At 69.5% G+C, this 24,259-nt stretch carries 24 protein-coding genes; 20 read left to right on the top strand and 4 right to left on the bottom strand.

Features of this window, described 5'->3' with window-relative positions; all coding sequences use genetic code 11:
* Window positions 1-60: 60 nt before the first annotated feature.
* A complete protein-coding gene (locus A5624_RS07780; protein ID WP_066864118.1) occupies window positions 61-474 on the bottom strand; it encodes a nitroreductase family deazaflavin-dependent oxidoreductase in 414 nt (137 codons plus the stop codon).
* Between the two features lie 96 nt (window positions 475-570).
* Between A5624_RS07780 and hisD the strand changes: the two genes are divergently transcribed.
* The 9 genes from hisD to A5624_RS07735 all read left to right on the top strand — a co-directional run bounded on the left by hisD (window position 571) and on the right by A5624_RS07735 (window position 8,304).
* Window positions 571-1,917 carry a histidinol dehydrogenase gene (hisD, locus tag A5624_RS07775; protein ID WP_066864114.1) on the top strand — a complete coding sequence of 449 codons (1,347 nt, stop codon included), beginning with the start codon at window positions 571-573 and terminating at the stop codon, window positions 1,915-1,917.
* Window positions 1,914-3,113 carry a histidinol-phosphate transaminase gene (locus A5624_RS07770; protein WP_066864111.1) on the top strand — a complete coding sequence of 400 codons (1,200 nt, stop codon included), beginning with the start codon at window positions 1,914-1,916 and terminating at the stop codon, window positions 3,111-3,113. The genes hisD and A5624_RS07770 overlap by 4 nt, the downstream gene beginning before the upstream one ends.
* Window positions 3,110-3,727, top strand: coding sequence for an imidazoleglycerol-phosphate dehydratase HisB (gene hisB / locus A5624_RS07765; protein WP_066864107.1), 618 nt, complete (start codon window positions 3,110-3,112; stop codon window positions 3,725-3,727). Before A5624_RS07770 ends, hisB begins: the two co-directional genes overlap by 4 nt.
* A complete protein-coding gene (gene hisH / locus A5624_RS07760) occupies window positions 3,724-4,347 on the top strand; it encodes an imidazole glycerol phosphate synthase subunit HisH (RefSeq protein ID WP_066864106.1) in 624 nt (207 codons plus the stop codon). The genes hisB and hisH overlap by 4 nt, the downstream gene beginning before the upstream one ends.
* Window positions 4,348-4,429: 82 nt before the next feature.
* Window positions 4,430-5,161, top strand: coding sequence for a bifunctional 1-(5-phosphoribosyl)-5-((5-phosphoribosylamino)methylideneamino)imidazole-4-carboxamide isomerase/phosphoribosylanthranilate isomerase PriA (priA, locus tag A5624_RS07755; protein ID WP_066864104.1), 732 nt, complete (start codon window positions 4,430-4,432; stop codon window positions 5,159-5,161).
* Between the two features lie 6 nt (window positions 5,162-5,167).
* Window positions 5,168-5,968, top strand: coding sequence for an inositol monophosphatase (locus A5624_RS07750; RefSeq protein ID WP_066864103.1), 801 nt, complete (start codon window positions 5,168-5,170; stop codon window positions 5,966-5,968).
* A gap of 1 nt (window position 5,969) precedes the next feature.
* Window positions 5,970-6,767 carry an imidazole glycerol phosphate synthase subunit HisF gene (gene hisF, locus A5624_RS07745; protein WP_066864100.1) on the top strand — a complete coding sequence of 266 codons (798 nt, stop codon included), beginning with the start codon at window positions 5,970-5,972 and terminating at the stop codon, window positions 6,765-6,767.
* The gene (hisI, locus tag A5624_RS07740; RefSeq protein ID WP_066864097.1) at window positions 6,764-7,111 is read left to right on the top strand and encodes a phosphoribosyl-AMP cyclohydrolase; all 348 of its coding nucleotides are present in this window, start codon (window positions 6,764-6,766) and stop codon (window positions 7,109-7,111) included. The genes hisF and hisI overlap by 4 nt, the downstream gene beginning before the upstream one ends.
* 101 nt (window positions 7,112-7,212) lie before the next feature.
* Window positions 7,213-8,304, top strand: a complete 1,092-nt coding sequence (locus A5624_RS07735) for a calcium:proton antiporter (RefSeq protein ID WP_066864094.1) — start codon at window positions 7,213-7,215, stop codon at window positions 8,302-8,304.
* A 3-nt stretch (window positions 8,305-8,307) separates the two neighbouring features.
* Here the strand turns inward: A5624_RS07735 and A5624_RS07730 are convergent, their stop codons facing one another.
* On the bottom strand, window positions 8,308-8,766 hold the full coding sequence (locus tag A5624_RS07730; protein ID WP_066864091.1) for a peroxiredoxin: 459 nt from the start codon (window positions 8,764-8,766) through the stop codon (window positions 8,308-8,310).
* Between the two features lie 63 nt (window positions 8,767-8,829).
* Between A5624_RS07730 and A5624_RS07725 the strand changes: the two genes are divergently transcribed.
* The 11 genes from A5624_RS07725 (at window position 8,830) to A5624_RS27290 (ending at window position 20,959) form a co-directional block, all read left to right on the top strand.
* On the top strand, window positions 8,830-10,362 hold the full coding sequence (locus tag A5624_RS07725; RefSeq protein WP_066864088.1) for an anthranilate synthase component I: 1,533 nt from the start codon (window positions 8,830-8,832) through the stop codon (window positions 10,360-10,362).
* A complete protein-coding gene (locus A5624_RS07720) occupies window positions 10,355-11,041 on the top strand; it encodes a TIGR02234 family membrane protein (RefSeq protein WP_066864085.1) in 687 nt (228 codons plus the stop codon). The genes A5624_RS07725 and A5624_RS07720 overlap by 8 nt, the downstream gene beginning before the upstream one ends.
* Before the next feature lie 113 nt (window positions 11,042-11,154).
* Window positions 11,155-11,973 (top strand): indole-3-glycerol phosphate synthase TrpC, encoded by an 819-nt coding sequence (gene trpC / locus A5624_RS07715; protein ID WP_066864082.1) that lies wholly within the window; start codon window positions 11,155-11,157, stop codon window positions 11,971-11,973.
* Between the two features lie 70 nt (window positions 11,974-12,043).
* Window positions 12,044-13,306: a tryptophan synthase subunit beta gene (gene trpB / locus A5624_RS07710; protein ID WP_197499380.1), complete on the top strand. Its 1,263-nt coding sequence runs from the start codon at window positions 12,044-12,046 to the stop codon at window positions 13,304-13,306.
* Complete coding sequence (trpA, locus tag A5624_RS07705) at window positions 13,303-14,118, top strand: tryptophan synthase subunit alpha (protein ID WP_066864076.1); 816 nt, start codon at window positions 13,303-13,305, stop codon at window positions 14,116-14,118. The genes trpB and trpA overlap by 4 nt, the downstream gene beginning before the upstream one ends.
* Complete coding sequence (locus A5624_RS07700; protein WP_066864073.1) at window positions 14,115-15,590, top strand: prolipoprotein diacylglyceryl transferase; 1,476 nt, start codon at window positions 14,115-14,117, stop codon at window positions 15,588-15,590. The genes trpA and A5624_RS07700 overlap by 4 nt, the downstream gene beginning before the upstream one ends.
* Before the next feature lie 140 nt (window positions 15,591-15,730).
* The gene (locus A5624_RS07695) at window positions 15,731-16,123 is read left to right on the top strand and encodes a DUF2752 domain-containing protein (protein ID WP_232002221.1); all 393 of its coding nucleotides are present in this window, start codon (window positions 15,731-15,733) and stop codon (window positions 16,121-16,123) included.
* A gap of 66 nt (window positions 16,124-16,189) precedes the next feature.
* Window positions 16,190-17,608: a pyruvate kinase gene (gene pyk / locus A5624_RS07690; RefSeq protein WP_066864067.1), complete on the top strand. Its 1,419-nt coding sequence runs from the start codon at window positions 16,190-16,192 to the stop codon at window positions 17,606-17,608.
* A gap of 92 nt (window positions 17,609-17,700) precedes the next feature.
* Window positions 17,701-18,549 (top strand): acyl-CoA thioesterase II, encoded by an 849-nt coding sequence (locus A5624_RS07685; RefSeq protein ID WP_156748920.1) that lies wholly within the window; start codon window positions 17,701-17,703, stop codon window positions 18,547-18,549.
* Window positions 18,550-18,693: 144 nt separating this feature from the next.
* Window positions 18,694-20,094 (top strand): bifunctional lysylphosphatidylglycerol flippase/synthetase MprF, encoded by a 1,401-nt coding sequence (locus A5624_RS07680; protein WP_066864058.1) that lies wholly within the window; start codon window positions 18,694-18,696, stop codon window positions 20,092-20,094.
* A 148-nt stretch (window positions 20,095-20,242) separates the two neighbouring features.
* A complete protein-coding gene (locus tag A5624_RS27290; RefSeq protein ID WP_197518932.1) occupies window positions 20,243-20,959 on the top strand; it encodes a maleylpyruvate isomerase N-terminal domain-containing protein in 717 nt (238 codons plus the stop codon).
* On the opposite strand, the gene cydC is transcribed toward A5624_RS27290, so the two are convergent.
* Both cydC and cydD read right to left on the bottom strand, forming a co-directional pair.
* Entirely contained in the window at window positions 20,855-22,582 is a 1,728-nt protein-coding gene (cydC, locus tag A5624_RS07675; protein WP_066864055.1) for a thiol reductant ABC exporter subunit CydC, read from the bottom strand. The genes A5624_RS27290 and cydC overlap by 105 nt on opposite strands.
* A complete protein-coding gene (cydD, locus tag A5624_RS07670; protein ID WP_232002220.1) occupies window positions 22,569-24,158 on the bottom strand; it encodes a thiol reductant ABC exporter subunit CydD in 1,590 nt (529 codons plus the stop codon). The genes cydC and cydD overlap by 14 nt, the downstream gene beginning before the upstream one ends.
* Between the last annotated feature and the right edge of the window lie 101 nt (window positions 24,159-24,259).

Below are 24,259 nucleotides of genomic sequence, written 5' to 3'. Positions count from 1 at the left end.
GGGGCTTCCGGGCGCGTCGAGTGGGCGCCCGACGCCGGACCGTCGGCCGCGCGGGGCGCCTCAGGCGATGTCGGCGACGAAAACGCCGATCCGGCGCAGCTGCAGGCGCGCCATCGCCGGCAGACCGGCGCCGTCCGAGCCGGCGGGCAGGATCCGCGGGTTGGTCAGGTGCACGGTCCGGTGGCGGCTGAACTCCACGTCGGCCTCGCCCGCGGCCAGCACGTTCTTCACCCAGTTCGTTTTGCCGTGACCCAGCGCGATCGCCAGCACGTTGCCCTTGCGGTAGGGCGTGACGATGGTCTCGTACGGCTTGCCGGAGGTGCGGCCGCGATGCTTGATCGTGGCCGTCCCGGGCAGAAAGCGGGCGATCGGCTTGACCGCCCGGTTGAAGTACTTGATCTGAAACCGCTCGAACCAGGGCGGAAACACCATCGGGACGCCCGGGGCGTTGTTGGGGTGATCCTTGGCGGACATGGCGGCTCCCTGGGTCGGCGCTACGTTTCAGCGCGGGGTATGGCCTCGATACCGGCACTGTACCGGTCGAATATCGACTTGAGTTCCTCTGGGACAATGGACAGCGTGAGCCCGACCCAACCGTCGCCGATGGCCCGTATCGACCTGCGGGGCGCGGAGCTGACGGCTGCGCGATTGCGGTCGGCGCTGCCCCGCGGCGGTGCCGACGTCGAGGCGGTGCTGCCCAAGGTCCGGCCCATCGTGGCCGCCGTCGCCGAGCGCGGCGCCGAGGCCGCCCTGGAATTCGGCGCCACCTTCGACGGGATCCGGCCCCCGGCCGTCCGTGTGCCCGGCGCTGCCCTCGAGAAGGCCCTGACCGAACTGGACCCGCGGGTGGCCGACGCCCTGCGGGTGATGATCGAGCGCACCCGCGCGGTGCACGCCGACCAGCGCCGCACCGACGTGACGACCACCCTGGGCCCGGGCGCGACGGTCACCGAGCGGTGGGTTCCCGTCGACCGGGTGGGTCTCTACGTGCCCGGGGGCAACGCCGTCTACCCGTCCAGCGTGGTGATGAACGTCGTGCCGGCCCAAGCCGCCGGGGTCGCCTCGCTGGTGGTGGCCAGCCCGCCGCAGGCCCAGTTCGACGGTCTGCCGCACCCGACGATCCTCGCCGCGGCCCGGCTGCTGGAGGTCGACGAGGTGTGGGCCGTGGGCGGCGCGCAGGCGGTGGCGCTGCTGGCCTACGGCGGCACCGATCTCGACGGCGCCGAGTTGGCGCCCGTCGACATGATCACCGGGCCCGGCAACATCTACGTCACCGCCGCCAAGCGGCTGTGCCGGTCGCGCGTCGGCATCGACGCCGAGGCCGGCCCGACGGAGATCGCGATCCTGGCCGACCACACCGCCGACCCGGCGCACGTGGCGGCCGACCTGATCAGTCAGGCCGAGCACGACGAGATGGCGGGCAGCGTGCTGGTCACCCCCAGCGCGGAGCTGGCAGCGGCCACCGAGGCCGAGTTGGCCGCCCAGCTGCGCACGACCGTGCACCGCGACCGGGTGACGGCTGCACTCGGTGGCCGCCAGTCGGCCATCATCCTGGTCGACGACCTGGACGCCGGGGTCACCGTCGTCAATGCCTACGCCGCCGAACACCTGGAGATCCAGACCGTCGACGCGGCGGCCGTGGCGGGCCGAATCCGTTCGGCCGGCGCCATTTTCGTCGGCCCGTATGCGCCGGTGAGCCTCGGCGACTACTGCGCGGGATCCAACCACGTGCTGCCGACCGCCGGCAGCGCCCGGCATTCCAGCGGACTGTCCGTGCAGACCTTCCTGCGCGGCATCCACGTCGTCGACTACACCGAGGCGGCCCTGAAGGACGTATCCGGACACGTGATCGCGCTGGCCGAGGCCGAAGACCTGCCGTCACACGGCGAAGCGGTGCGGCGGAGGTTCGAGCGATGAGCATCGAGCGGCCCACGCGCCAACCGACACTGGACGACCTGCCGCTGCGCGAGGACCTGCGCGGCAAATCACCCTACGGCGCACCGCAATTGGATGTCCCGGTGCGGTTGAACACCAATGAGAACCCGCATCCGCCCAGCACGGCGCTCGTCGACGACGTGGTGCGCTCGGTGGGCCAGGCGGCCGCCGATCTGCACCGCTATCCCGATCGCGACGCGGTGGCCCTGCGCACCGACCTGGCCGCCTACCTGAGCGCCCAGACCGGTGTCGCGCTAGGTGTGGAAAACCTCTGGGCGGCAAACGGTTCCAACGAGATTTTGCAGCAGCTGCTGCAGGCGTTCGGCGGCCCCGGGCGCAGTGCCATCGGGTTCGTCCCGTCCTACTCGATGCACCCGATCATCTCTGACGGCACCCGCACCGAATGGCTGCATGCCGCCCGCGCCGACGACTTCAGCCTGGATGTGGATACCGCCGTGGCCGCGATCACCGACCGCCGGCCCGACGTGGTGTTCGTCGCCAGCCCGAATAACCCGTCCGGACAGAGCGTTTCGCTGCCGGACCTGCGGCGGCTGCTCGACGTGGTGCCCGGCATCCTGATCGTCGACGAGGCCTACGGCGAATTCTCCTCGCAACCCAGCGCGGTCGAGCTGGTGGCGGAGTATCCGACCAAGCTCATCGTCTCGCGCACCATGAGCAAGGCGTTCGCGTTCGCCGGCGGCCGGCTGGGCTACCTGATCGCCACCCCGGCGGTGATCGACGCGATGCTGCTGGTGCGGTTGCCGTATCACCTGTCGGTGCTCACCCAAGCCGCCGCGCGGGCCGCCCTGCGGCACGCCGACGACACGCTGGGCAGCGTGGCGACCCTGATCGCGGAACGCGAACGCGTCTCGACGGCCTTGACCGGCATGGGTTTTCGGGTGATTCCCAGCGACGCCAACTTCGTGCTGTTCGGCGAATTCGCCGACGCGCCGGCCACCTGGCAACGCTATCTGGACGCCGGAGTGCTGATCCGCGACGTCGGAATCCCCGGCTACCTGCGCGCCACCACCGGGCTGGCCGAGGAGAACGACGCCTTCCTGCAAGCCAGCGCCCAGATCGCCGCCACCGAACTGGCCCCAGCCACCTCAGTAGGAGCGATCGCAAGCGCGGCCAAGCCGCGTGCGGCGGGTCGCGACCATGTGTTAGGAGCCCCGTGAGCACCGAAACCCGCCGCGCCCGCATCGAGCGCCGCACCAAGGAATCCGACATCGTCGTCGAACTCGACCTCGACGGCACCGGCCGGGTCGACATCGACACCGGTGTGCCGTTCTACGACCACATGCTGACGGCCCTGGGCAGTCACGCCAGCTTCGACCTGACCGTGCGCACCAAGGGCGACGTCGAGATCGAGGGGCACCACACCATCGAGGACACCGCGATCGCACTCGGCCAGGCGCTCGCCAAGGCCCTGGGTGACAAACGGGGCATCCGCCGGTTCGGTGACGCCTTCATCCCGATGGACGAGACGCTGGCCCACGCGGCGGTCGACGTGTCCGGCCGGCCCTACTGCGTGCACAGCGGGGAACCGGATCACTTGCAGCACACCACCATTGCCGGCAACTCGGTGCCCTATCACACCGTCATCAACCGGCACGTGTTCGAATCGCTGGCCATGAACGCGCGCATCGCGCTGCACGTGCGCGTGCTGTACGGGCGCGACCCGCACCACATCACCGAGGCACAGTACAAGGCGGTTGCCCGCGCGCTGCGCCAGGCGGTCGAGTCCGACCCCCGCGTCTCGGACGTGCCGTCCACCAAAGGGGTGCTGTGACGGCGCACAAGAAAGTCGTCGTCCTCGACTACGGCTCGGGCAACCTGCGGTCGGCTCAGCGCGCGCTCGAGCGGGTCGGCGCGTCGGTCGAGGTGACCGCCGACGCCGCCGCCGCGGCCGCCGCCGACGGGCTGGTGGTGCCCGGCGTCGGTGCGTACGAGGCCTGCATGACGGGACTGCGCGGCATCGGCGGCGACCGCATCATCGCCGACCGGGTGGCCGCCGGGCGCCCGGTACTGGGCGTCTGTGTTGGGATGCAGATCCTGTTCGCCCACGGCGTCGAATTCAGCGTGGAGACCGCGGGCTGCGGGCAGTGGCCGGGATACGTCACGCGACTGCAAGCTCCCGTCATCCCGCACATGGGCTGGAACGTCGTCGAATCCGGGCCCGGCACAGTGCTGTTCAAGGGACTCGACGCCGACACCCGGTTCTACTTCGTGCACTCCTATGCCGCCCAGCAGTGGGAAGGTTCGCCGGATGCGGTGCTGACGTGGGCCACCCACGAGGGCCCGTTTCTGGCCGCGGTCGAGGACGGGCCGCTGTCGGCCACCCAATTCCACCCGGAGAAGAGCGGGGACGCCGGCGCGGCCTTGTTGAGCAATTGGGTCCGGGGATTGTGACGGACCTCGCGCCGGCGCTTTGTGTCAAGCAACCGCCGCGGACGCACGTCACCCGTCGCGTGCCCGGCACACAGGAGGAAATGTGTTGATCTTGTTGCCCGCGGTCGACGTGGTAGACGGCCGCGCCGTGCGTCTGGTGCAGGGCAAGGCGGGCAGTGAAACCGAATACGGCTCGGCGCTGGACGCCGCGCTGACCTGGCAGCGCGACGGCGCCGAATGGATCCATCTGGTGGATCTGGACGCGGCGTTCGGGCGCGGTTCCAACCGCGAACTGCTGGCCGAGGTGGTCGGCAAGCTCGACGTGCGGGTGGAGCTGTCCGGCGGCATCCGCGACGATGACTCGCTGGCCGCCGCCCTGGCCACCGGCTGCGCTCGGGTCAACCTGGGCACGGCGGCGCTGGAAAACCCGCAGTGGTGCGCCCGCGCGATCAGCGAGCACGGCGAGCGGGTGGCCGTGGGCCTGGACGTGCAGATCGTCGACGGCGAGCACCGGTTGCGCGGGCGGGGCTGGGAGACCGACGGCGGTGACCTGTGGGAAGTGCTGGAACGCCTTGACGGGCAAGGCTGTTCGCGGTTCGTGGTCACCGACGTGACCAAGGACGGCACCCTGGGCGGCCCCAATCTGGACCTGCTGGCGTCGGTCGCCGAGCGCACCGACGCCCCGGTGATCGCCTCCGGCGGCGTGTCCAGCCTCGACGACCTGCGCGCGATCGCCACCCTCACCGGCCGCGGTGTCGAGGGCGCCATCGTGGGCAAGGCCCTCTACGCCGGGCGGTTCACCTTGCCGCAGGCGCTGGCCGCGGTGGCGGAGTAGCGCCGCATGGACGTGCACACGTTGGTGGCCCAGGCGTCGGCGATCCTCGACGACGCGGCCGAGCCGTTTCTGTCCGGGCACCGCGCCGATTCCGCGGTCCGCAAGAAGGGCAACGACTTTGCCACCGACGTCGACCTCGCGATCGAGCGTCAGGTGGTCGCCGCGCTCGTCGAGGCCACCGGGATCGGGGTGCACGGCGAGGAGTTCGGCGGTTCGGCCGTCGACTCCCCGTGGGTGTGGGTGTTGGACCCCGTCGACGGCACCTTCAACTACGCGGCCGGATCGCCGATGGCCGGGGTCTTGTTGGGCCTGCTGCACCACGGCGACCCGGTGGCCGGGCTGACCTGGCTGCCGTTCTTCGACCAGCGCTACACCGCGGTAACGGGCGGACCGTTGCGCAAGAACGGGGTGCCGCAGCCGCCGCTGACCTCCATCGACCTGGCCGACGCCCTGGTCGGCGCCGGGTCGTTCAGCGCGGACGCGCGGGGCCGGTTCCCGGGACGCTACCGGATCGCGTTGCTGGAGAACCTGAGTCGGGTCTCGTCGCGATTGCGCATGCACGGCTCCACCGGACTCGACCTCGCGTTCGTCGCCGACGGAATATTAGGCGCGGCAGTAAGTTTCGGCGGCCACGTGTGGGATCACGCCGCCGGGGTCGCGCTGGTGCGAGCCGCCGGCGGTGTCGTCACCGACCTGGCCGGGCAGCCGTGGACCCCCTCGTCGGATTCCGCGCTGGCGGCGGGTCCCGACGCCCACGCCGAGATCCTGGAAATCCTGCGCGCCACCGGCCGACCGGAAGATTACTGAGATGCCCCCGAGTCCCAAGGGCCTGGCGGTGCGGGTGATCCCGTGCCTGGACGTCGACGGCGGCCGCGTGGTCAAGGGCGTCAACTTCGAAAACCTCCGGGACGCGGGCGATCCCGTGGAGCTGGCGTCCGCCTATGACGCCGAAGGCGCCGACGAGCTCACCTTCCTCGACGTGACGGCGTCGTCGTCCGGACGGGCGACCATGCTCGACGTGGTGCGCCGCACGGCCGAGCAGGTTTTCATCCCGCTGACCGTCGGCGGCGGCGTGCGCACCGTGGCCGACGTCGACGTCCTGCTGCGTGCGGGCGCCGACAAGGTCTCCATCAACACCGCCGCGATCGCCCGGCCCGAGCTGCTGGCCGAGATGGCACGGCAGTTCGGTTCCCAGTGCATCGTGCTGTCCGTCGATGCCCGCACGGTGCCCCCGGGGGCCGTGCCGACGCCGTCGGGCTGGGAGGTCACCACCCACGGCGGGCGCCGGGGCACCGGTCTCGACGCGGTCGAATGGGCTTCGCGCGGAGCCGATTTGGGGGTGGGGGAGATCCTGCTGAACTCGATGGACGCCGACGGCACCAAAGCGGGGTTCGACCTGGAGATGCTGCAGGCGGTGCGTTCGGCGGTCACGGTCCCGGTGATCGCCAGCGGCGGCGCCGGGGCGGCCGAGCACTTCGCGCCGGCGGTCGCGGCCGGCGCCGACGCGGTGTTGGCCGCCAGCGTGTTCCACTTCCGGGAGCTGACCATCGGGCAGGTGAAGGCGGCGATGGCCAAGGCGGGAATCGCGGTAAGGATGGCCCGATGACGCTCGACCCGAAGATCGCGGCCCGGCTGAAGCGCAACGCCGACGGCCTGTTCGCCGCCGTCGTGCAGGAGCGCGGCAGCGGCGACGTGCTGATGGTCGCCTGGATGGACGACGCGGCGCTGGCCCGCACCCTGGAAACCCGTGAGGCGACCTATTATTCGCGGTCCCGCGGCCAGCAGTGGATCAAGGGGGCGACGTCCGGTCACACCCAGTACGTCCACTCGGTGCGGCTGGACTGCGACGGCGACACCGTGCTGCTGACGGTCGACCAGGTCGGTGGGGCGTGTCACACCGGTGACCACAGCTGCTTCGACGCCGACGAGCTGCTGCCCCCGCCGAGCTGACCCGACGGACCAGCCGGCACCGAGCCGTCCAGCATGTCCGGACGTGTCTAGGGTCACCTTCCGCGCGCATGGGGCCATGACATCGACAAGAATGGCAGTCAATGTCGAAATGGCTGTCCTGGAACATCGTTGTGCCGGTGCTTTCCGTCATCGTGCTGGCAGTGATCTGGGGCGAGAAACTGGGACCGGTTCTTGTCGGGGTGGCGGCGCTGTTTCTCATCGGTGCGGTGGTTGCCGCGGTGCACCACGCGGAGGTGGTCGCCCACCGGGTCGGCGAGCCCTTCGGGTCGCTGATACTCGCGGCCGCGGTCACCATCATCGAGGTGGCCCTCATCGTCACCCTGATGACATCCGGCGGCAACGAAGCCGCGACGCTGGCCAGGGACACCGCATTCGCCGCGCTGATGATCACCACCAACGGGATCGCCGGGTTATCGCTGCTGCTCGGCTCCCGACGCTATGGCGTGACCCTGTTCAACGCTGAAGGCGCTGGAGCCGCCCTGGCCTCGGTCACCACGGTGGCCACGTTGAGCCTGGTTTTGCCCGCCTTCACCACTGGGCGCCCGGGCAGGGAGTTCACCCCCAGCCAGCTCGGCTTCGCCGCGATCGCCACGCTCTTGGTGTACCTGCTGTTCGTGTTCACCCAGACCATGCGGCACCGCGATTTCTTTCTGCCGATCGCGCAGAGGGGCCAAAAGCGCGTGTTCGAGGACGAGAGTCACGCGGATCCACCCACCAGGCGGCAGGCGCTGAGCAGCCTGGTGCTGCTGCTCTGCGCGCTGGTGGCGGTGGTCGGCCTGGCCGAGGAGGAATCACCGGCCGTCGAACACGCGGTGGTGATGGCGGGCTTGCCGCAGTCGTTCGTGGGCGTGATCATCGCGGCGCTGGTGCTGCTGCCCGAGACGCTCGCGGCGGCTCGGTCGGCGCGAAAGGGCCGCATCCAGATCAGCCTGAACCTGGCGTACGGCTCGGCGATGGCCAGCATCGGGCTCACCATCCCGACGATCGCGCTGGCGTCGATCTGGCTCAAGGGGCCGCTGGTGCTCGGCCTCGGCGCCATCCAGCTGGTGTTGCTTGCCCTGACGGTCGTGATCAGCATGCTGACGGTGGTGCCCGGGCGGGCGACCCGCCTGCAGGGCGAGGTACATCTGGTGCTGCTGGCCGCCTACGTGTTCTTGGCGATCAACCCCTGACCGCTACGCGCGGCCCCGCAGCGTCGCCAGCGCCTTGTCGGCGTGGCCGTTCATGTTGAATTCGCTGGAGATCACCTCGAGCACCGTGCGGTCGGTGTCGATGACGAACGTCGTGCGCTTGACCGGCATCAGCTTGCCGAGCAGGCCGCGCTTGACGCCGAACTGGGTGGCGACGGCGCCGTCGGTGTCCGACAGCAGCGGGTAGTCGAACTTCTGCAGGTCGGCGAACTTGGCCTGCTTGGGCACGGCGTCGGCGCTGATGCCCACCCGGTTAGCGCCGACCGCGGCGAACTCGGCGGCCAGGTCGCGGAAGTGGCACGCTTCCTTGGTGCAGCCGGGCGTCATCGCGGCCGGGTAGAAGAACAGCACAACGGGCCCGCCGGAGAGCAGTTCGCTGAGCTTGCGCGGCGTCCCGGTCTGATCGGGCAGTTCGAAGTCCGCGACGGTGTCACCAGGTTTCATGGCGGACACGCTACGCCGGACGCTGTCCCGCTCGGGTTTCCACGCGTCTGGAAGGATGGATCGGTGCACGCCCACCCTGCCGCGACGACCTCACGAGAGGCTTTTCGCCAGCTGGCGGCCGAGCACCGTGTGGTCCCGGTGACCCGCAAGGTGCTGGCCGACAGCGAGACTCCGCTGTCGGCCTACCGCAAACTCGCCGCCGACCGCCCGGGCACCTTCCTGCTGGAGTCCGCCGAGCACGGCCGGTCCTGGTCGCGGTGGTCGTTCATCGGCGCGGGATCGCCGTCGGCGCTGACCGTGCGCGACGGTGAAGCCGTCTGGCTGGGCGTGGTGCCACGGGACGCGCCGACCGGGGGCGACCCGCTGCAGGCCCTGCGCACCACCCTGGAGGTGCTGGCCACCGGCCCGCTCGAGGGGCTGCCCCCGCTGTCGGGCGGCATGGTCGGGTTCTTCGCCTACGACATGGTGCGGCGCCTGGAACGGCTGCCCGAGCTGGCCGTCGACGACCTCAAGCTCCCCGACATGTTGCTGCTGCTGGCCACGGATGTGGCGGCGGTCGATCATCACGAGGGGACCATCACGCTGATCGCCAACGCCGTGAACTGGAACGGAACCCAGGACGGCTTCGACGAGGCCTACGACGACGCGATCGCCCGCCTGAACGTGATGACCGCGGCGCTGGGTCAGCCGTTGCCGTCGACGGTCGGCACGTTCGAGCGGCCCGAGCCGCGCTACCGCGCGCAGCGCAGCGTCGAGGAGTACGGCAAGATCGTCGACTACCTCGTCGAACAGATCGCCGCGGGCGAAGCTTTCCAGGTGGTGCCCTCGCAACGGTTCGAGATGGACACCCAGGTGGACCCGATCGACGTGTACCGGATGTTGCGGGTCACCAATCCGAGCCCCTACATGTATCTGCTGCATGTGCCGAATGACGCTGGCGGAACCGACTTTTCGATCGTCGGCTCCAGCCCGGAAGCGCTCGTCACCGTCTGCGAAGGCGTCGCGACCACCCACCCGATCGCGGGAACCAGATGGCGCGGCGACACCGACGAGGAGGATCACCTGCTGGAAAAGGAGCTGTTGGCCGACGAGAAGGAACGCGCCGAGCACCTGATGCTGGTCGATCTGGGCCGCAACGATCTGGGGCGGGTCTGCGCTCCGGGCACCGTGCGCGTGGAGGACTACAGCCACATCGAGCGCTACAGCCACGTCATGCACCTGGTGTCGACGGTGACCGGGACGCTCGACGAGGGCCGGACCGCGCTGGATGCGGTGACGGCCTGCTTCCCGGCCGGCACCCTGTCCGGCGCCCCGAAGGTACGGGCCATGGAGCTGATCGAAGAGGTGGAGAAGACCCGCCGCGGCCTGTACGGCGGCGTGGTCGGCTACCTGGACTTCGCCGGCAACGCCGACTTCGCGATCGCCATCCGCACCGCCCTGATGCGCGACGGCACCGCGTACGTGCAATCCGGGGGCGGGGTGGTGGCGGACTCCAACGGCCCCTACGAGTACACCGAGGCGACGAACAAGGCCCGCGCGGTGCTCAGCGCGATCGCCGCCGCCGAGACGCTGACCGAACCGGGGTGCGATGAGTGAGGCCGGCGCGGACACCGGTCGGCCGGCCGGCCGCTGGCTGATCCGGATCGCCCAGATCGTCCTGGTGGTCGCCGCGGGGGCGTTGTGGGTGGCCTCGCGGCTGCCGTGGGTCGTCATCCGCTCGTTCGACGGGCTGGGGCCGCCCAAACAGGTGACTTTGGCCGGCGGCGCCTGGTCGACGGCGCTGTTGCCGTTGGCGCTGCTGCTGCTGGCCGGGGCCGTCGCCGCCATCGCCGTGCGGGGGTGGCTGCTGCGCGCACTCGCGGGGCTGCTGGCGGTGGTCAGCCTGGCGGTCGGCTACCTCGGGATCAGCCTGTGGGCGCTGCCCGACGTGGCGGTCCGCGGCGCCGAGCTGGCCCACGTGTCGGTGATGACGCTGGTCGGAAGCGAACGGCGGTACTGGGGCGCCGGCGTCACGGTGGCGGCCGCGGCGTGCACGCTGATCGCGGCCGTCCTGCTCATGCGATCCGCGTCGGACTCGCGATCCGCCCGCTCGAGCGCACGAAAGTACGCGACACCGGCGACGCGCCGGTCGATTGTGCAACGCGAAGAGGCCGACGGGGCGATGCTGGAGCAGCCGGAGACGCCGGGAATGTCGGAGCGGACGATCTGGGACGCGCTTGACGAGGGGCGCGACCCGACCGATCGGGCGGGTGGGTCTGACACCGAGGGTCGGTGACGGGCCGCAAGCCGCGGGCCGCTACCCTTCATTCACGTCGTCGCGATCGGCTGGGGACACCAAAGTGGCCGTGGGATGACAGCGGACGAACAGGGCGAAGGGAAACGACAGGCATGAGTCCGGCAACCGTGCTTGACTCCATCCTCGAGGGAGTCCGGGCCGACGTTGCCGCGCGGGAAGCGCTCATCAGCCTGTCCGAGATCAAAGCCGCCGCGGCGGCCGCGCCGCCGCCACGCGATGTGATGGCCGCCCTGCGCGAGCCGGGAATCGGCGTCATCGCCGAAGTCAAGCGCGCCAGCCCGTCGGCGGGCTCCCTGGCGACCATTGCCGATCCGGCCAAGCTGGCCCGCGCCTACGAAGACGGTGGCGCCCGCATCATCAGCGTCTTGACCGAGGAGCGACGTTTTCACGGCTCGCTCGACGACCTCGACGCGGTGCGCGCGGCGGTCTCGATCCCGATTCTGCGCAAAGACTTTGTCGTGCAGCCCTATCAGATTCACGAAGCGCGTGCGCACGGCGCCGACATGCTGCTGCTCATCGTCGCCGCGCTGGAGCAGTCGGCGCTGGTGTCGATGCTGGATCGCACCGAATCGCTGGGCATGACGGCGCTCGTCGAGGTGCACACCGAAGAAGAAGCCGACCGGGCGCTCAAGGCCGGCGCCAAGGTAATCGGCGTCAACGCCCGCGACCTGGCGACGCTGGAGGTGGACCGGGATTGCTTCGCGCGCATCGCACCCGGGCTGCCCAGCAACGTGATCAGGATTGCCGAATCCGGTGTGCGCGGTACCGCAGACCTGCTGGCGTATGCGGGTGCGGGTGCCGACGCCGTGTTGGTCGGCGAAGGTCTGGTCAAAAGCGGTGACCCGCGCGCCGCGGTTGCCGACCTGGTCACCGCGGGCACCCATCCGTCCTGTCCGAAACCGGCTCGCTAGTCGCTTCGTCACTGAAGAGCCCCTGCGCTGATACGTTGAACGCCATGAGCCATCCCCGCGTAGAGCATTGGTGATGGTGGACCTGTCCCGCCCGGACCTTCCGCATCCGAGCGCAGCCATCGCCGAACCCACCCGCCACGAACCGGATGCGGGTGGCCATTTCGGCGTCTACGGCGGCCGCTATGTCGCCGAGGCGTTGATGGCCGTGATCGAAGAGGTCACCGCCGCCTACGAGAAGGAACGGGTCAACCAGGATTTCCTGGACACGCTCGATTACCTGCAGGCGCATTACGCCGGCCGGCCCTCACCGCTGTACGAGGCGCCGCGGCTGTCCGAACAGGCCGGCGCACGGATCTTCCTCAAGCGAGAAGACCTGAACCACACCGGTTCTCACAAGATCAACAACGTGCTCGGTCAGGCGTTGCTGGCGCAGCGCATGGGCAAGAAGCGGGTGATCGCCGAGACCGGGGCCGGGCAGCACGGCGTCGCCACCGCCACCGCGTGTGCCTTGCTGGGCCTGGAATGCGTGATCTACATGGGTGCGGTGGACACCGAGCGCCAGGCGCTCAACGTCGCACGGATGCGCTTGCTGGGAGCGACGGTCGTCGCGGTCGCCAGCGGCTCGAAAACGCTCAAGGACGCCATCAATGAGGCGTTTCGGGATTGGGTTACCAATGCCGACAACACCTTCTACTGCTTCGGCACCGCGGCCGGCCCGCATCCCTTCCCCGCCATGGTGCGCGACTTTCAGCGGATCATCGGCCTCGAGGCGCGCGCCCAGATCCAGGCCCAGGCCGGACGCTTGCCCGACGCCGTGGTGGCCTGTATCGGCGGTGGATCCAACGCCATCGGCATCTTCCACCCTTTCATCGACGATCCGGGCGTGCGGCTGGTCGGTTTCGAGGCGGCCGGCGACGGTGTCGAAACCGGAAGGCACGCCGCGACCTTCAGCGGCGGCTCGCCCGGCGCGTTTCAGGGGTCGTTCTCGTATCTGCTGCAGGACTCCGACGGGCAGACCATCGAATCCCATTCCATCTCAGCGGGTCTCGATTATCCGGGTGTGGGTCCCGAACACGCGTACCTGCGCGAGATCGGGCGCGCCGAGTACCGTCCGATCACCGACTCGGAGGCGATGGATGCGTTCCGCGTGCTGTGCCGCACGGAAGGGATCATCCCGGCGATCGAATCGGCGCACGCCGTCGCCGGCGCGCTGAAATTGGGACCCGAATTGGGGCAGGGGGCGATCATCGTGGTGAACCTGTCCGGGCGCGGTGACAAGGACGTCGAGACGGCCGCGAAGTGGTTCGGGCTGTTGGGGTCCAGCGATCGATGATCGTCAAGCAGAGCGAAGCGAGCAGACTTCAGTCGATCTTCGACGGCTGCCGCAACGACAATCGGGCGGCGCTGATCGGTTATCTGCCCACCGGTTATCCCGACGTGCCGACGTCCGTGAACGCAATGACCGCACTGGTCGAATCGGGTTGCGACATCATCGAAGTCGGGGTGCCCTATTCCGATCCCGGCATGGACGGCCCCACCATCGCGAAGGCGACGGAGGCCGCGCTGCACGCCGGCGTGCGCGTGCGCGACACCCTTGCCGCGGTCGAGGCGATCAGCGCCGCCGGTGGGCATGCGGTGGTGATGACCTACTGGAACCCCGTGTTGCGCTACGGCGTTGACGCGTTCGCCCGGGATCTGGCAGCGGCCGGAGGGTACGGCCTGATCACCCCCGATCTCATCCCCGACGAAGCCGCGCAGTGGCTGGCGGCATCCGAGGGGCACGGCCTGGACCGGATCTTCCTGGTGGCGCCGTCCTCGACGCCGCAGCGGTTGGCGATGACGGTCGAGGCGTCGCGCGGATTCGTCTATGCCGCTTCGACGATGGGCGTGACGGGGGCGCGTGACGTCGTGTCCAACGCCGCCCCCGAGTTGGTGGGCAGGGTCAAAGAGATATCGGACATACCCGTCGGTGTCGGCCTGGGGGTCCGGTCGGGAGAGCAAGCCGCCCAGATCGGCAGCTACGCCGACGGTGTCATCGTGGGGTCGGCGCTGGTGACGGCGTTGGGGGACGGGGGATTGACTGCATTGCGCACGCTGACTGAGGAACTCGCGGCCGGTGTCCGTCGGGGGGCGTCCGCCTCGTGACAAAGCTGCTGGCCTACTTCCCGAGCCCGCCGCAGGGTGTCTGGCACCTGGGGCCGTTGCCCATCCGGGCCTACGCGCTGTTCATCATCGCCGGCATCGTGGCGGCGCTACTGATCGGTGATCGGCGCTGGGAGGCGCGCGGTGGCGAGCGCGGCGTGATCTACGACATCGCGCTGTGGACGGTGCCGTTCGGCTTGATCGGTGGTCGGCTCTACCACCTGGCCACCGACTGGCGAACCTATTGGGGCCCCGGCGGCGCGGGACTCGGGGCGGCCGTGCGGATCTGGGACGGCGGCCTGGGCATCTGGGGCGCGGTGGCGCTGGGCGGCGTCGGCGCCTGGATCGGCTGCCGCCGGCGCGGGATTCCGCTTCCGGCCTTCGCCGACGCGCTGGCTCCGGGAATCATTCTGGCGCAGGCGATCGGCCGGCTCGGTAATTACTTCAACCAGGAGCTCTACGGCCGCGAAACGACGCTGCCCTGGGGTCTGGAGGTGTTCTACCGCCGCGACCCCACCGGGTACATCGACCCGCATTCGCTGGACGGCATCTCGACGGGCCAGATCGCTTTCGTGGTGCAGCCGACGTTCCTCTACGAACTACTCTGGAACCTGCTCATTTTCGTGGTCCTGATCTATGCCGACCGGCGCTTCACGCTGGGCCACGGCCGGTTGTTCGCGCTGTATGTGGCGGGCTATTGCGTCGGGCGGTTCTGCGTCGAGCTGCTGCGCGACGACACCGCCACCCACATCGCGGGCATCCGGATCAACTCGTTCACATCGACTTTCGTGTTCATCGGTGCCGTGGTGTATCTGATGGCGGCGCCCAAGGGGCGCGAAGATCCCGAGAGCCTGCGCGGCAACGAATACCTCGAGGAGGAAGAGGCGCAGGCCGAGTTGGACGCCGAGCCCGCGACGGTGGCGGCGACGACGGCTGCCGCCGGTGCCGGCGCCGTTGCCGCGGCCGATGCGCCGGCAGGCCGCGAAGAGGCGGCGGACTCCGACGAGATCCCCGCCGCCGAGCCGGAAGTCGAAGAACCGGTGGCGGACTCAGCGGAGGCCGTCACCGAGCAGCAACCCGCCGAGGTCGAGGCCGAAGAGCCCGAGCCCGAGGAGGAATCCGAGGAACCAGAGGTTGAGGCGGCGGCGGACGAGGCCGCGACCGAGACCGTGGCCGCGGATTCCGGTGCGGAGGAAGCCGACGTGGCCGAGCTCGAGGCAGCGGAGCTCGAGGCCGACGACGAGGAACCGGAAGAGCTCGAAGCCGAGGAACCCGAAGCGAAAGACGAAGAGCCCGAAGCTGAAGAGGCCGAGGCCGAAGAGCCGGAATCCGAAGAGCCGGAAGCCGAAGAACCGGAATCCGAAGAACCGGAAGCCGAGAAGCCACAGCCCGAACCCGCCACCGAAACGGCCCCGGCTAAACCGGAAACGCGCCGGCGCTGGGGCTCGCGACTGCGCAACCGCCTGGGCCGCTGACCGCCGAGTGCCGCCCCATTTCATCGGCCCGGGCGCACCGGATCTGGCATCCTGAAAAGCGTGACCACCGCAGGGTCAGCTGCTCGATGACCCAACCCCACTCGCCCGCGCACGCCCCGGGACACTCCCATCCGGATGGGATGGGGCGTCATCGCCTCGCCATCTCGGCCGGAACCGGCCTGGCGCTGGGCGGCGCGCTCACCTATGTCGCCCTGGCCGACCCCCACAGTCCCAGTTCGATCTACCCGCCGTGCCCGTTCAGGATGCTCACCGGCTGGAACTGCCCGTTTTGCGGTGGGCTGCGGATGACGTATGACCTATTGCACGGTGACCTGCTGGCCGCCGTCCACGACAACGTCTTCCTGCTGGTAGGAATCCCGCTGCTGGCGGTGTGGGCGCTGGTCCGCCGCGCCCGCGGCAGGTCTTTGCCGTCGCGCGCGGCGTTGCTGACGGTCGTGGCCGCGACGATCGCGTGGACGGCGCTGCGTAACCTGCCCGCCTTCCCGCTGTTTCCCACCGTTCTTGGTGGGTAAGAGCACACTGCCCGGCGTCGGCCATCTGCGGGCCGTGGGGGTTGCACACGACTATGCTGGGTCGGCGTGAGTAGACGCGGAAAGATCGTCTGCACCCTTGGCCCTGCGACCAATTCGGATGAGTCGATCCAGGCCCTGGTTGAAGCCGGAATGGACGTTGCCCGGCTGAACTTCAGCCACGGCGACTACTCGGATCACAAGGCCGCTTACGAGCGCGTCCGTTCGGCTTCCGACGCCACCGGCCGCGCCGTCGGCGTACTCGCCGACTTGCAGGGCCCCAAGATCCGGTTGGGGCGTTTCGCCACCGGTCCCACCTACTGGGCCGACGGCGAAACCGTCCGGATCACCGTGGCGGACTGCGAGGGCGACCACGACCGGGTGTCGACCACCTACAAGAAGCTGGCCACCGACGCCGCCGTCGGCGACCGGATTCTGGTCGACGACGGCAAGGTCGGCCTGGTGATCGAAGGCATCGAGGGCGACGACGTCATCTGCACCGTCGTCGAGGGCGGGCCGGTCAGCAACAATAAGGGCATTTCGCTACCCGGCATGAACGTGTCCGCACCGGCCTTGTCGGAGAAGGACATCGAGGACCTCACCTTCGCGTTGGAACTCGGCGTCGACCTGGTCGCGCTCTCCTTCGTGCGTTCGCCATCCGACGTCGAGTTGGTGCACGAGGTGATGGACCGGGTGGGCCGGCGGGTGCCGGTGATCGCGAAGCTGGAGAAGCCGGAGGCCGTCGACAACCTGGAAGCCATCGTGCTGGCGTTCGACGCCATCATGGTGGCCCGCGGCGACCTCGGTGTCGAGCTGCCCCTGGAAGAGGTTCCGCTGGTGCAGAAGCGGGCTATCCAGATGGCCCGGGAGAACGCGAAACCCGTCATCGTCGCGACCCAGATGCTGGATTCGATGATCGAGAGCTCACGGCCCACTCGCGCCGAGGCCTCCGACGTCGCCAACGCCGTCCTCGACGGCGCCGACGCGGTGATGCTGTCCGGGGAAACCTCGGTGGGCAAGTACCCGATGGCGGCCGTGCGGACCATGGCGCGCATCATCTGCGCCGTCGAGGACAATTCGACGGCCGCCCCGCCGTTGACGCACGTGCCCCGCACCAAACGCGGGGTGATCTCGTATGCGGCCCGCGACATCGGCGAGCGGCTGGACGCCAAGGCGCTCGTCGCGTTCACGCAGTCCGGCGACACGGTCAAGCGCCTCGCGCGCCTGCACACCCCGCTGCCGCTGCTGGCCTTCACCGCGTGGCCCGAGGTGCGCAGCCAACTCGCCATGACCTGGGGCACCGAGACGTTTATCGTCCCGATGATGACCTCGACCGACGGCATGATCCGCCAGGTCGACAAGTCGCTGCTGGAACTAGGTCGCTACAAGCGTGGCGACCTGGTGGTCATCGTCGCCGGTGCGCCACCTGGCACAGTAGGGTCAACCAACCTCATCCATGTGCACCGGATCGGAGAGGACGACGTCTAGCGCGAGGAGAGCGTGTGCCGGCCGGCTGTGAGCCCCAGGAGCCGTACGCGGCGGAACAAGCCGCAGTACCGACCCATTCGGACTTCACCGAACTGCTGGCGACACTCGACCTCGAGCGCGTCGAGGACGACCTGTTCATCGGCTCGCATCCGAGCAAGAACCCCATGCGAACATTCGGTGGTCAGCTCATGTCGCAGTCGTTCGTCGCGAGCAGCCGCAGCCTGGTTCGTGACGACCTGCCGCCGAGCGCGCTGTCGGTGCACTTCATCAACGGGGGCGACACCGCCAAGGACATCGAATTCCGCGTGACCAGGCTGCGCGACGAGCGCCGCTTCGCCAACCGGCGCGTCGATGCGGTGCAGGACGGCACGCTGTTGAGCTCGGCGCTGATCTCCTACATGGCCGGGGGCCGCGGCCTCGAACACGGCGTCGAGCCGCCGGAGGTGGCCGAACCGCACACGCAGCCCACCATCGGCGAACTGTTGCGCGGTTACGAGGAGACTGTTCCGCACTTCGTCAACGCCCTGCAGCCCATCGAATGGCGGTACACCAACGACCCCGCCTGGGTGATGCGCACGAAGGGCGAGCGGCTGCCGCACAATCGGGTCTGGGTGAAGGCGTTGGGAGAGATTCCCGACGACCCCGTATTGCACACGGCAACAATGGTGTATTCGTCGGACACCACCGTTTTGGACTCGGTTATCACCACGCACGGTCTTTCCTGGGGATTCGACCGCATATTCGCCGCGTCGGCCAATCATTCCATTTGGTTTCATCGGCAGGTCGACTTCAACGACTGGGTGTTGTACTCCACATCGTCACCGGTCGCGGCCGATTCGCGCGGGCTGGGCACCGGGCACTTCTTCGACCGGTCCGGCCTGCCGCTGGCCACGGTGGTGCAAGAAGGCGTGCTGAAATACTTCCCTTCGTCCCGTCGTTAAAACGTGACCCGATAGCCGCGAAATCTCCGCGCTAATTCCGCCTTGTAATGGCCGTGATGCGGCGTAGCTTTAACGTAGCCGGGTATTCGGTGCAGAGGCGGCAACCAAGCCGCCCAGCTGTTGTCAGCGCATCGGGAGGTGGGTGTGAACGGGCCGGTGGTGGGCGTCACGGTAGCGAGGCCCCGCGCGCGCGAACGCGTTGTCGTTTCGGTCGATTCACTCGCGGCCCGCTTGCTCGGCGCCCTGGCGCTGTTCGGCGCGGCGTGCTGGCTCATCGAGATCCTCGCCCGCCACCACAGCCAACCCAGTTGGCAGTACACCGACCGGTTGGCGTGGTCGTTGACGGTGCTGGTGGCGGTGGCCTGGATGGCCCGCGGCATCTTTTTGGGCCGGCCTGTGACCACGATGCACGCGGCCGCCGCGGCCTTCTTCGTGCTGGCGGGACTGGGTTTGCATGTGTTGTCCTTCGATCTGCTCGGCGACGTGGTGATCGCCAGCTCGGGCATGGTGTTGATGTGGCCGACGACCTCCCATCCGCGGCCGGGTGACCTGCCGCGGTTGTGGAAGTTGATCGACGCGACCGCCGGCGATGCGTTGGCGCCGTTCACCATGCAGACCGGCAAGAGCTACCACTTCACCGCCGACGGGACCGCGGCGCTGGCCTACCGGACGCGGCTGGGGATCGCCGTGGTCGGCGGTGACCCGATCGGTGACGAGGCGCACTTCGGTGAACTGGTGGCCGATTTCGCCGCTTTCTGCCACGCCCACGGTTGGCGCATCGCCGTGGTGGGCTGCAGCGAGCGGCGGCTCGGCCTGTGGAGCGATTCGGCGGTGCTGGGACAAACGTTGCGGCCCATCCCGATTGGGCGCGATGTGGTCGTCGACGTGGCCGGCTTCGACATGGTGGGCCGCAAGTTCCGCAACCTGCGTCAGGCGGTGCAGCGCACCCACAACTGCGGCGTCACAACCGAAATCGTGTCCGAGCAGGAACTCGATGAGGAGCTGCTGGCCGAGCTGACCGAGGTGGTGCGGGAGTCGTCCAAGGGCGCCCACGCCGATCGCGGATTCCACATGAACCTCGACGGCGTGCTCGAAGGCCGGTTCCCCGGCATCCGTCTGATCATCGCCAGGGACAAGACGGGCAAGGTGCAGGCGTTCCACCGGTACGCCACCGCCGGAGGCGGCAGCGACATCACCCTCGACGTGCCATGGCGCCGGCGCGGCGCTCCGAACGGGCTCGATGAGCGGCTCAGCGTCGACATGATCATGGCCGGCAAAGAGGCTGGGGCACAGCGGGTCTCGCTCGCCTTCGCGGCCTTCCCGGAGATTTTCGACGCCACGAACCGGGGCTGGACCCAGGGCCTGCTCTACCGGTTGACCCACGTGCTCGACCCGCTGATCGCCCTCGAGTCGCTGTACCGGTACGTGCGTAAGTGGCATGCCCTCGACGCCCGGCGGTATGCGGTGATCTCCGTGACGCAGATCGTCCCGTTGTTGTTCGTGCTGCTGTCGCTGGAGTTCATGCCGCGCCGGCGACACCTCTGAGTGCGGCGCCACAACTGTGATGTCGGAAAACGGCTAGCGCTGCGTCGTCCCGGACGGTTGGGTGGGGACCGCACAAGAAGTCAGCTGCGAATTCGTCCGGGAGTTTGTCGACACCATGACAGACAGCGTGAATCTTCGCGATGAAGCCATGCGCGCGTTCATCTCTAGCCTGTCTGGATTGCAGGCATCTGCGCCGACCTGGTGCTCCGGCTGGAGCGCCCACGAACTCACCGCCCATGTCACCGCCGCTGCGGCGGAACGTGCCGACCTCATCGAAGAATATCTGGCGGGCCGACCGACAAGGGCGACGCGCTCGTGGGAGGTGCGCGAGCCGCCGTTTCGGGCGTTGCCCGACCCTGTTCTGCGAAAACAATTGGTGGAACACGCCGCTCGTTTCGAGTCGGCGGTCGCCGCCCTCGACGCGGGGGACACCATCATGTACACGGGCTGGGAGATGACCGCACAGCGGTTAGAGATGCACAGCCATAGCGAAGCGGTGCTGCACCGGTGGGATCTCGTGGGCGACGACGACCTCAGCGTCCGACTGCTCTCGGATCCGGCCATGATCACCCACGCGCTCGCGGCATTCAACGCGCTGCCGGCCCTGGTGGAAGCTTGTCGCTGGCGCGAAGCCGGCGCGATAACCCGGCCGGTGACGCTACGAAACGGCCATCGGCCCGACGTCGTTGTGGTACCGGGAAACGGAGTGTCGGCAACGCCGGCCGAGGCCGGCATTGTGATAGAACTCGCGCCGCACGAGTTACCGCTGGTCTTGTGGGGACGCTGCCCGCCCAGGTTGCGCGACCCGAGCGTCAACGCGGAGACACTCGACGACGTCTTGCGGCGCCTGCTGAACGACGGGTAGTTCGGGGCAATCAATGTCCTCGGGCAGGTGGTGCGTCGCCACCACCACCGTCCGCCGCGGCGACATCAGCCGCGAATCGGGGGCCAACAGGTCGCGCAGTATCCGTTCGGCGTCGGTGACGTCGAGGTGTTCGGTCGGCTCGTCGAGCAGCACGATCCGCGCGTGGGAGATCACCGCGCGGGCCAGCAACAGCCTCCTGCGCTGGCCGGCCGAAAGGGCCTGCGCGCCGCCGGTGAGCACCGTGGACAGGCCATCGGGCAGGGCGGCGAGCCAGGGGCCGAGGCCCACGACGTCCAGTGCTGCCGTCAGTTCGTCGTCGGGGCAGTCCCCGCGCACGACCAACAGGTTGTCGCGGACGGTGGTGGCGAAGATGTGCGCGTCCTCGGCGAAAAACCCGACGGCGCTGCGCAAGTCGACCTCATCGAATTCGGTCAGGGCGATGCCGTCCAGCGTGACCCGCCCGTCCAGCGGCGGCAACAAACCGGCCAGGGTCATCAGCAGGGTCGTCTTCCCGGAACCGCTGGCGCCGGTGACAGCCAGCCTCGCACCCGGCGGCAGGTCGATCGCTGCCCGGGTGGACCGCGCCGCGCCGTCGTGGCCGGAACGCACGTCGGCCGTCAGCCGTCCGGCGCCGACCGGTGTGGGTGCGCTCCCCGTGGGGTTTTCGGGCCCCGACGGAGTCAGATCGAGCAGGCGGCGCGCGGCGATCCGGGACCGCGTCAACTGGATCGCGGCGGCCGGCAACGGCGTCATCGCCTCGAAGGCCGATAGCGGCAGCAGCATCAACACCGCCAGGGTGGTCGGCGCGACCGCGTGCGCCAACCCGATCCCGCACACCACCGCGCCCAGCACGCTGGCCCCGATCGCCGCGGTGGGCATCGCCTCGGCGATGGCGGCGGGTTTGGCGGCGGCGTCCAGGGCATCGCTCCACGCGCGTTGCCGGCGTTGCGATTCGGCGATGACCCCGGGAAGCAGGCCGGCGACCCGGAGCTCCGGGGCATGCTCGAGGGCCAGCATCGCCGACGTGTCGCGGTCGGAATGATGCTGGCGCGCAACGTCTTCCTGGGTCGCGGCGGCCCGACCCGCGAGGCGGGGAGCGACGAACCCGGCGATCAGCAGGCAGACGGCCAGCACGACGGCCGCCGCGGGCGAAATGGCGGCAACGACCGCCGTCGCCGCCAGGGCCAGCACTGCCGCGACGCCGATCGGCACCAGGGCGCGCACCAGGACGTTGGCCAGTTCGTCGACGTCGGTCCCGACCCGGGCCACCAGTTCACCGCTGTGCAGCCGGACGGCGGCCGCCGCGGGCCCGCGCGCCAGCCGCCGGTAGATCTGTACCCGCGCGGCGCCGGCCGCGCGCAGAGCCGTGTCGTGGGTGGCCAATCGTTCGCAGTAGTGCAGCACGCCCCGGGAGATCGCGAACATGCGGACCGCGACCGCCGCGACCGACAGGTCCAGCACGGGCGGCATCTGCCAGGCGCGGGTGATCAGCCACGCCGAGACACCGGCCAGGGCCAGCGCGCTGCCCAGCGAGAGCACCCCGAGCGCGATGGCCGCCAGGACGCGGGGCCACCGGGGGCGCAGCAGTGTCACAGCGTGCACCAGCGGATCACACCGGGGCATGACGCAGCCCCCGCTCGGCGACCACCTCGACGATCCGGTCACCGATGGCCAGCACCGGCGCGCGGTGGCCGACGACGATCACGGTCGCACCGGCCCGCGCCCGTTCGGCGATGGCTCGCAAGACGCGTTGCTCGGTGGGTGCGTCCAGGTGTGCGGTCGGCTCGTCGAGCAACAGCACGGCGGCCGTCGAGCCGAGCGCTCGGGCCAGGCCCAGCCGCTGGCGTTGCCCCAGCGACAACCCGACACCGCCGCGTCCGAGCACGGTGCTGCCCCCATCGGGCAGCTCGGCGAGCACGGCGTCGAATCCGGAATCGGCGCAGGCCTTTTCGACGTCGTCGAGTCGTCCGAGCAGCGCCAGGTTGTCGTCGACGGTGCCCGGGACCAGCACCGGGCGTTGCGGCAGCCAGGACAGTTGTGCCCACCAGCCGGCCGGCTCCAGGTCGGCGACGTCGACGCCGTCCACGATGACCCGGCCCGACGAGGGCACGCCGATGCCGGCGATCGCCTGCAGCGCGGTGCTCTTGCCGGCGCCGTTACGCCCGGTGAGCACCGTCACCGAGCCGGGCTCGATGACCGCGTTCAGGTCGCGCGGCGCCCGGCCGTCGCGGCCGTCCACGCTCAGATGTTCGAGGCGAATCCGCGCGCCGCGCGCAGCGACCGTCCGGGTCCGGGCCGGCGCCGACGTCGGGCCGCCGATGAGGTCGAACGCCGCACCGGCGGCGGCCGTGCCGTCTTGTGCGGCATGGAATTCCACGCCGACGCGGCGCAACGGCCAGTACACGTCGGGCGCCAGCAACAGCACCGTCAGGCCGGTGGTCAGGGTCATCTCGCCGAACACCAGACGTAGGCCGATCCCGACCGCGATCAACGCCACCCCAAGCGTGGCCAGCAGCTCGAGCACCAGGGCCGACAGGAATGCGATCCGCAAGGTGGCCATGGCCGAGCGGCGGTGCGCGGCGGCCAGTTCGGCGATCCGGTGTTCCGGGCCCGAGCTGCGGCCCAGCGCCCGCAGGGTCGGGATGCCGGCGATCAGATCCAGCAACCGGGCCTGCAGCGTGGTCATCGCGGTCAGCGCGGCCGCGGACCGGTCGGCGGTTGCCAGCCCGATCAGCACCATGAAGATCGGTATCAGGGGCAGCGTGATCGCCACGACGGCCGCCGATTTCAGGTCGTAGGCCGCGATCACGGCCACCGTGGCGGGGGTCAGGATGGCGGCGAGCAGCAATGTCGGCAGGTAACCGGTGAAGTAGGGGCGCAGACCGTCGAGGCCGCGGGTGACCACGACGGCGGCGGCGTCGCGTTGCGCCGCGAGGTCACGGGGTTGCCGGTCGGTGACTGCGGTGAGCACCTGACCGGACAGGTCGGCGATGACAGCGCTGGCTCCGCGTTGCCCCAGGCGGGCCTGCAGCCAGTGCGTCACCGCACGGATCATCCACAGCGCCAACAGGATTGACAGCGGGCCGAGCCACCCATGCAGGCTCCGGGCGGAGGTGTCGCCGACGACGCGCGCGACGATGCCCGCCAGCACGATCGCCGAGCCGATCGCGCAGCCGGAGATCAGCACACCGCAGCCCACCACGGCCACCAGGTAACGGCGCAACGCCGCCGAGGCCCGCCACAGTCTCGGATCGAGCGGTGCCCGGTTGGTGCGGTCGCTACTGCTCAGGTCGCGCGCCT

The organism is Mycobacterium sp. 1482292.6 (assembly GCF_001672995.1).
Taxonomy (GTDB): Bacteria; Actinomycetota; Actinomycetes; order Mycobacteriales; family Mycobacteriaceae; genus Mycobacterium; species Mycobacterium europaeum_A.
The sequence above is the reverse complement of the archived record's forward strand: the minus strand, read 5'-3'. Positions and strand labels throughout refer to the sequence as shown.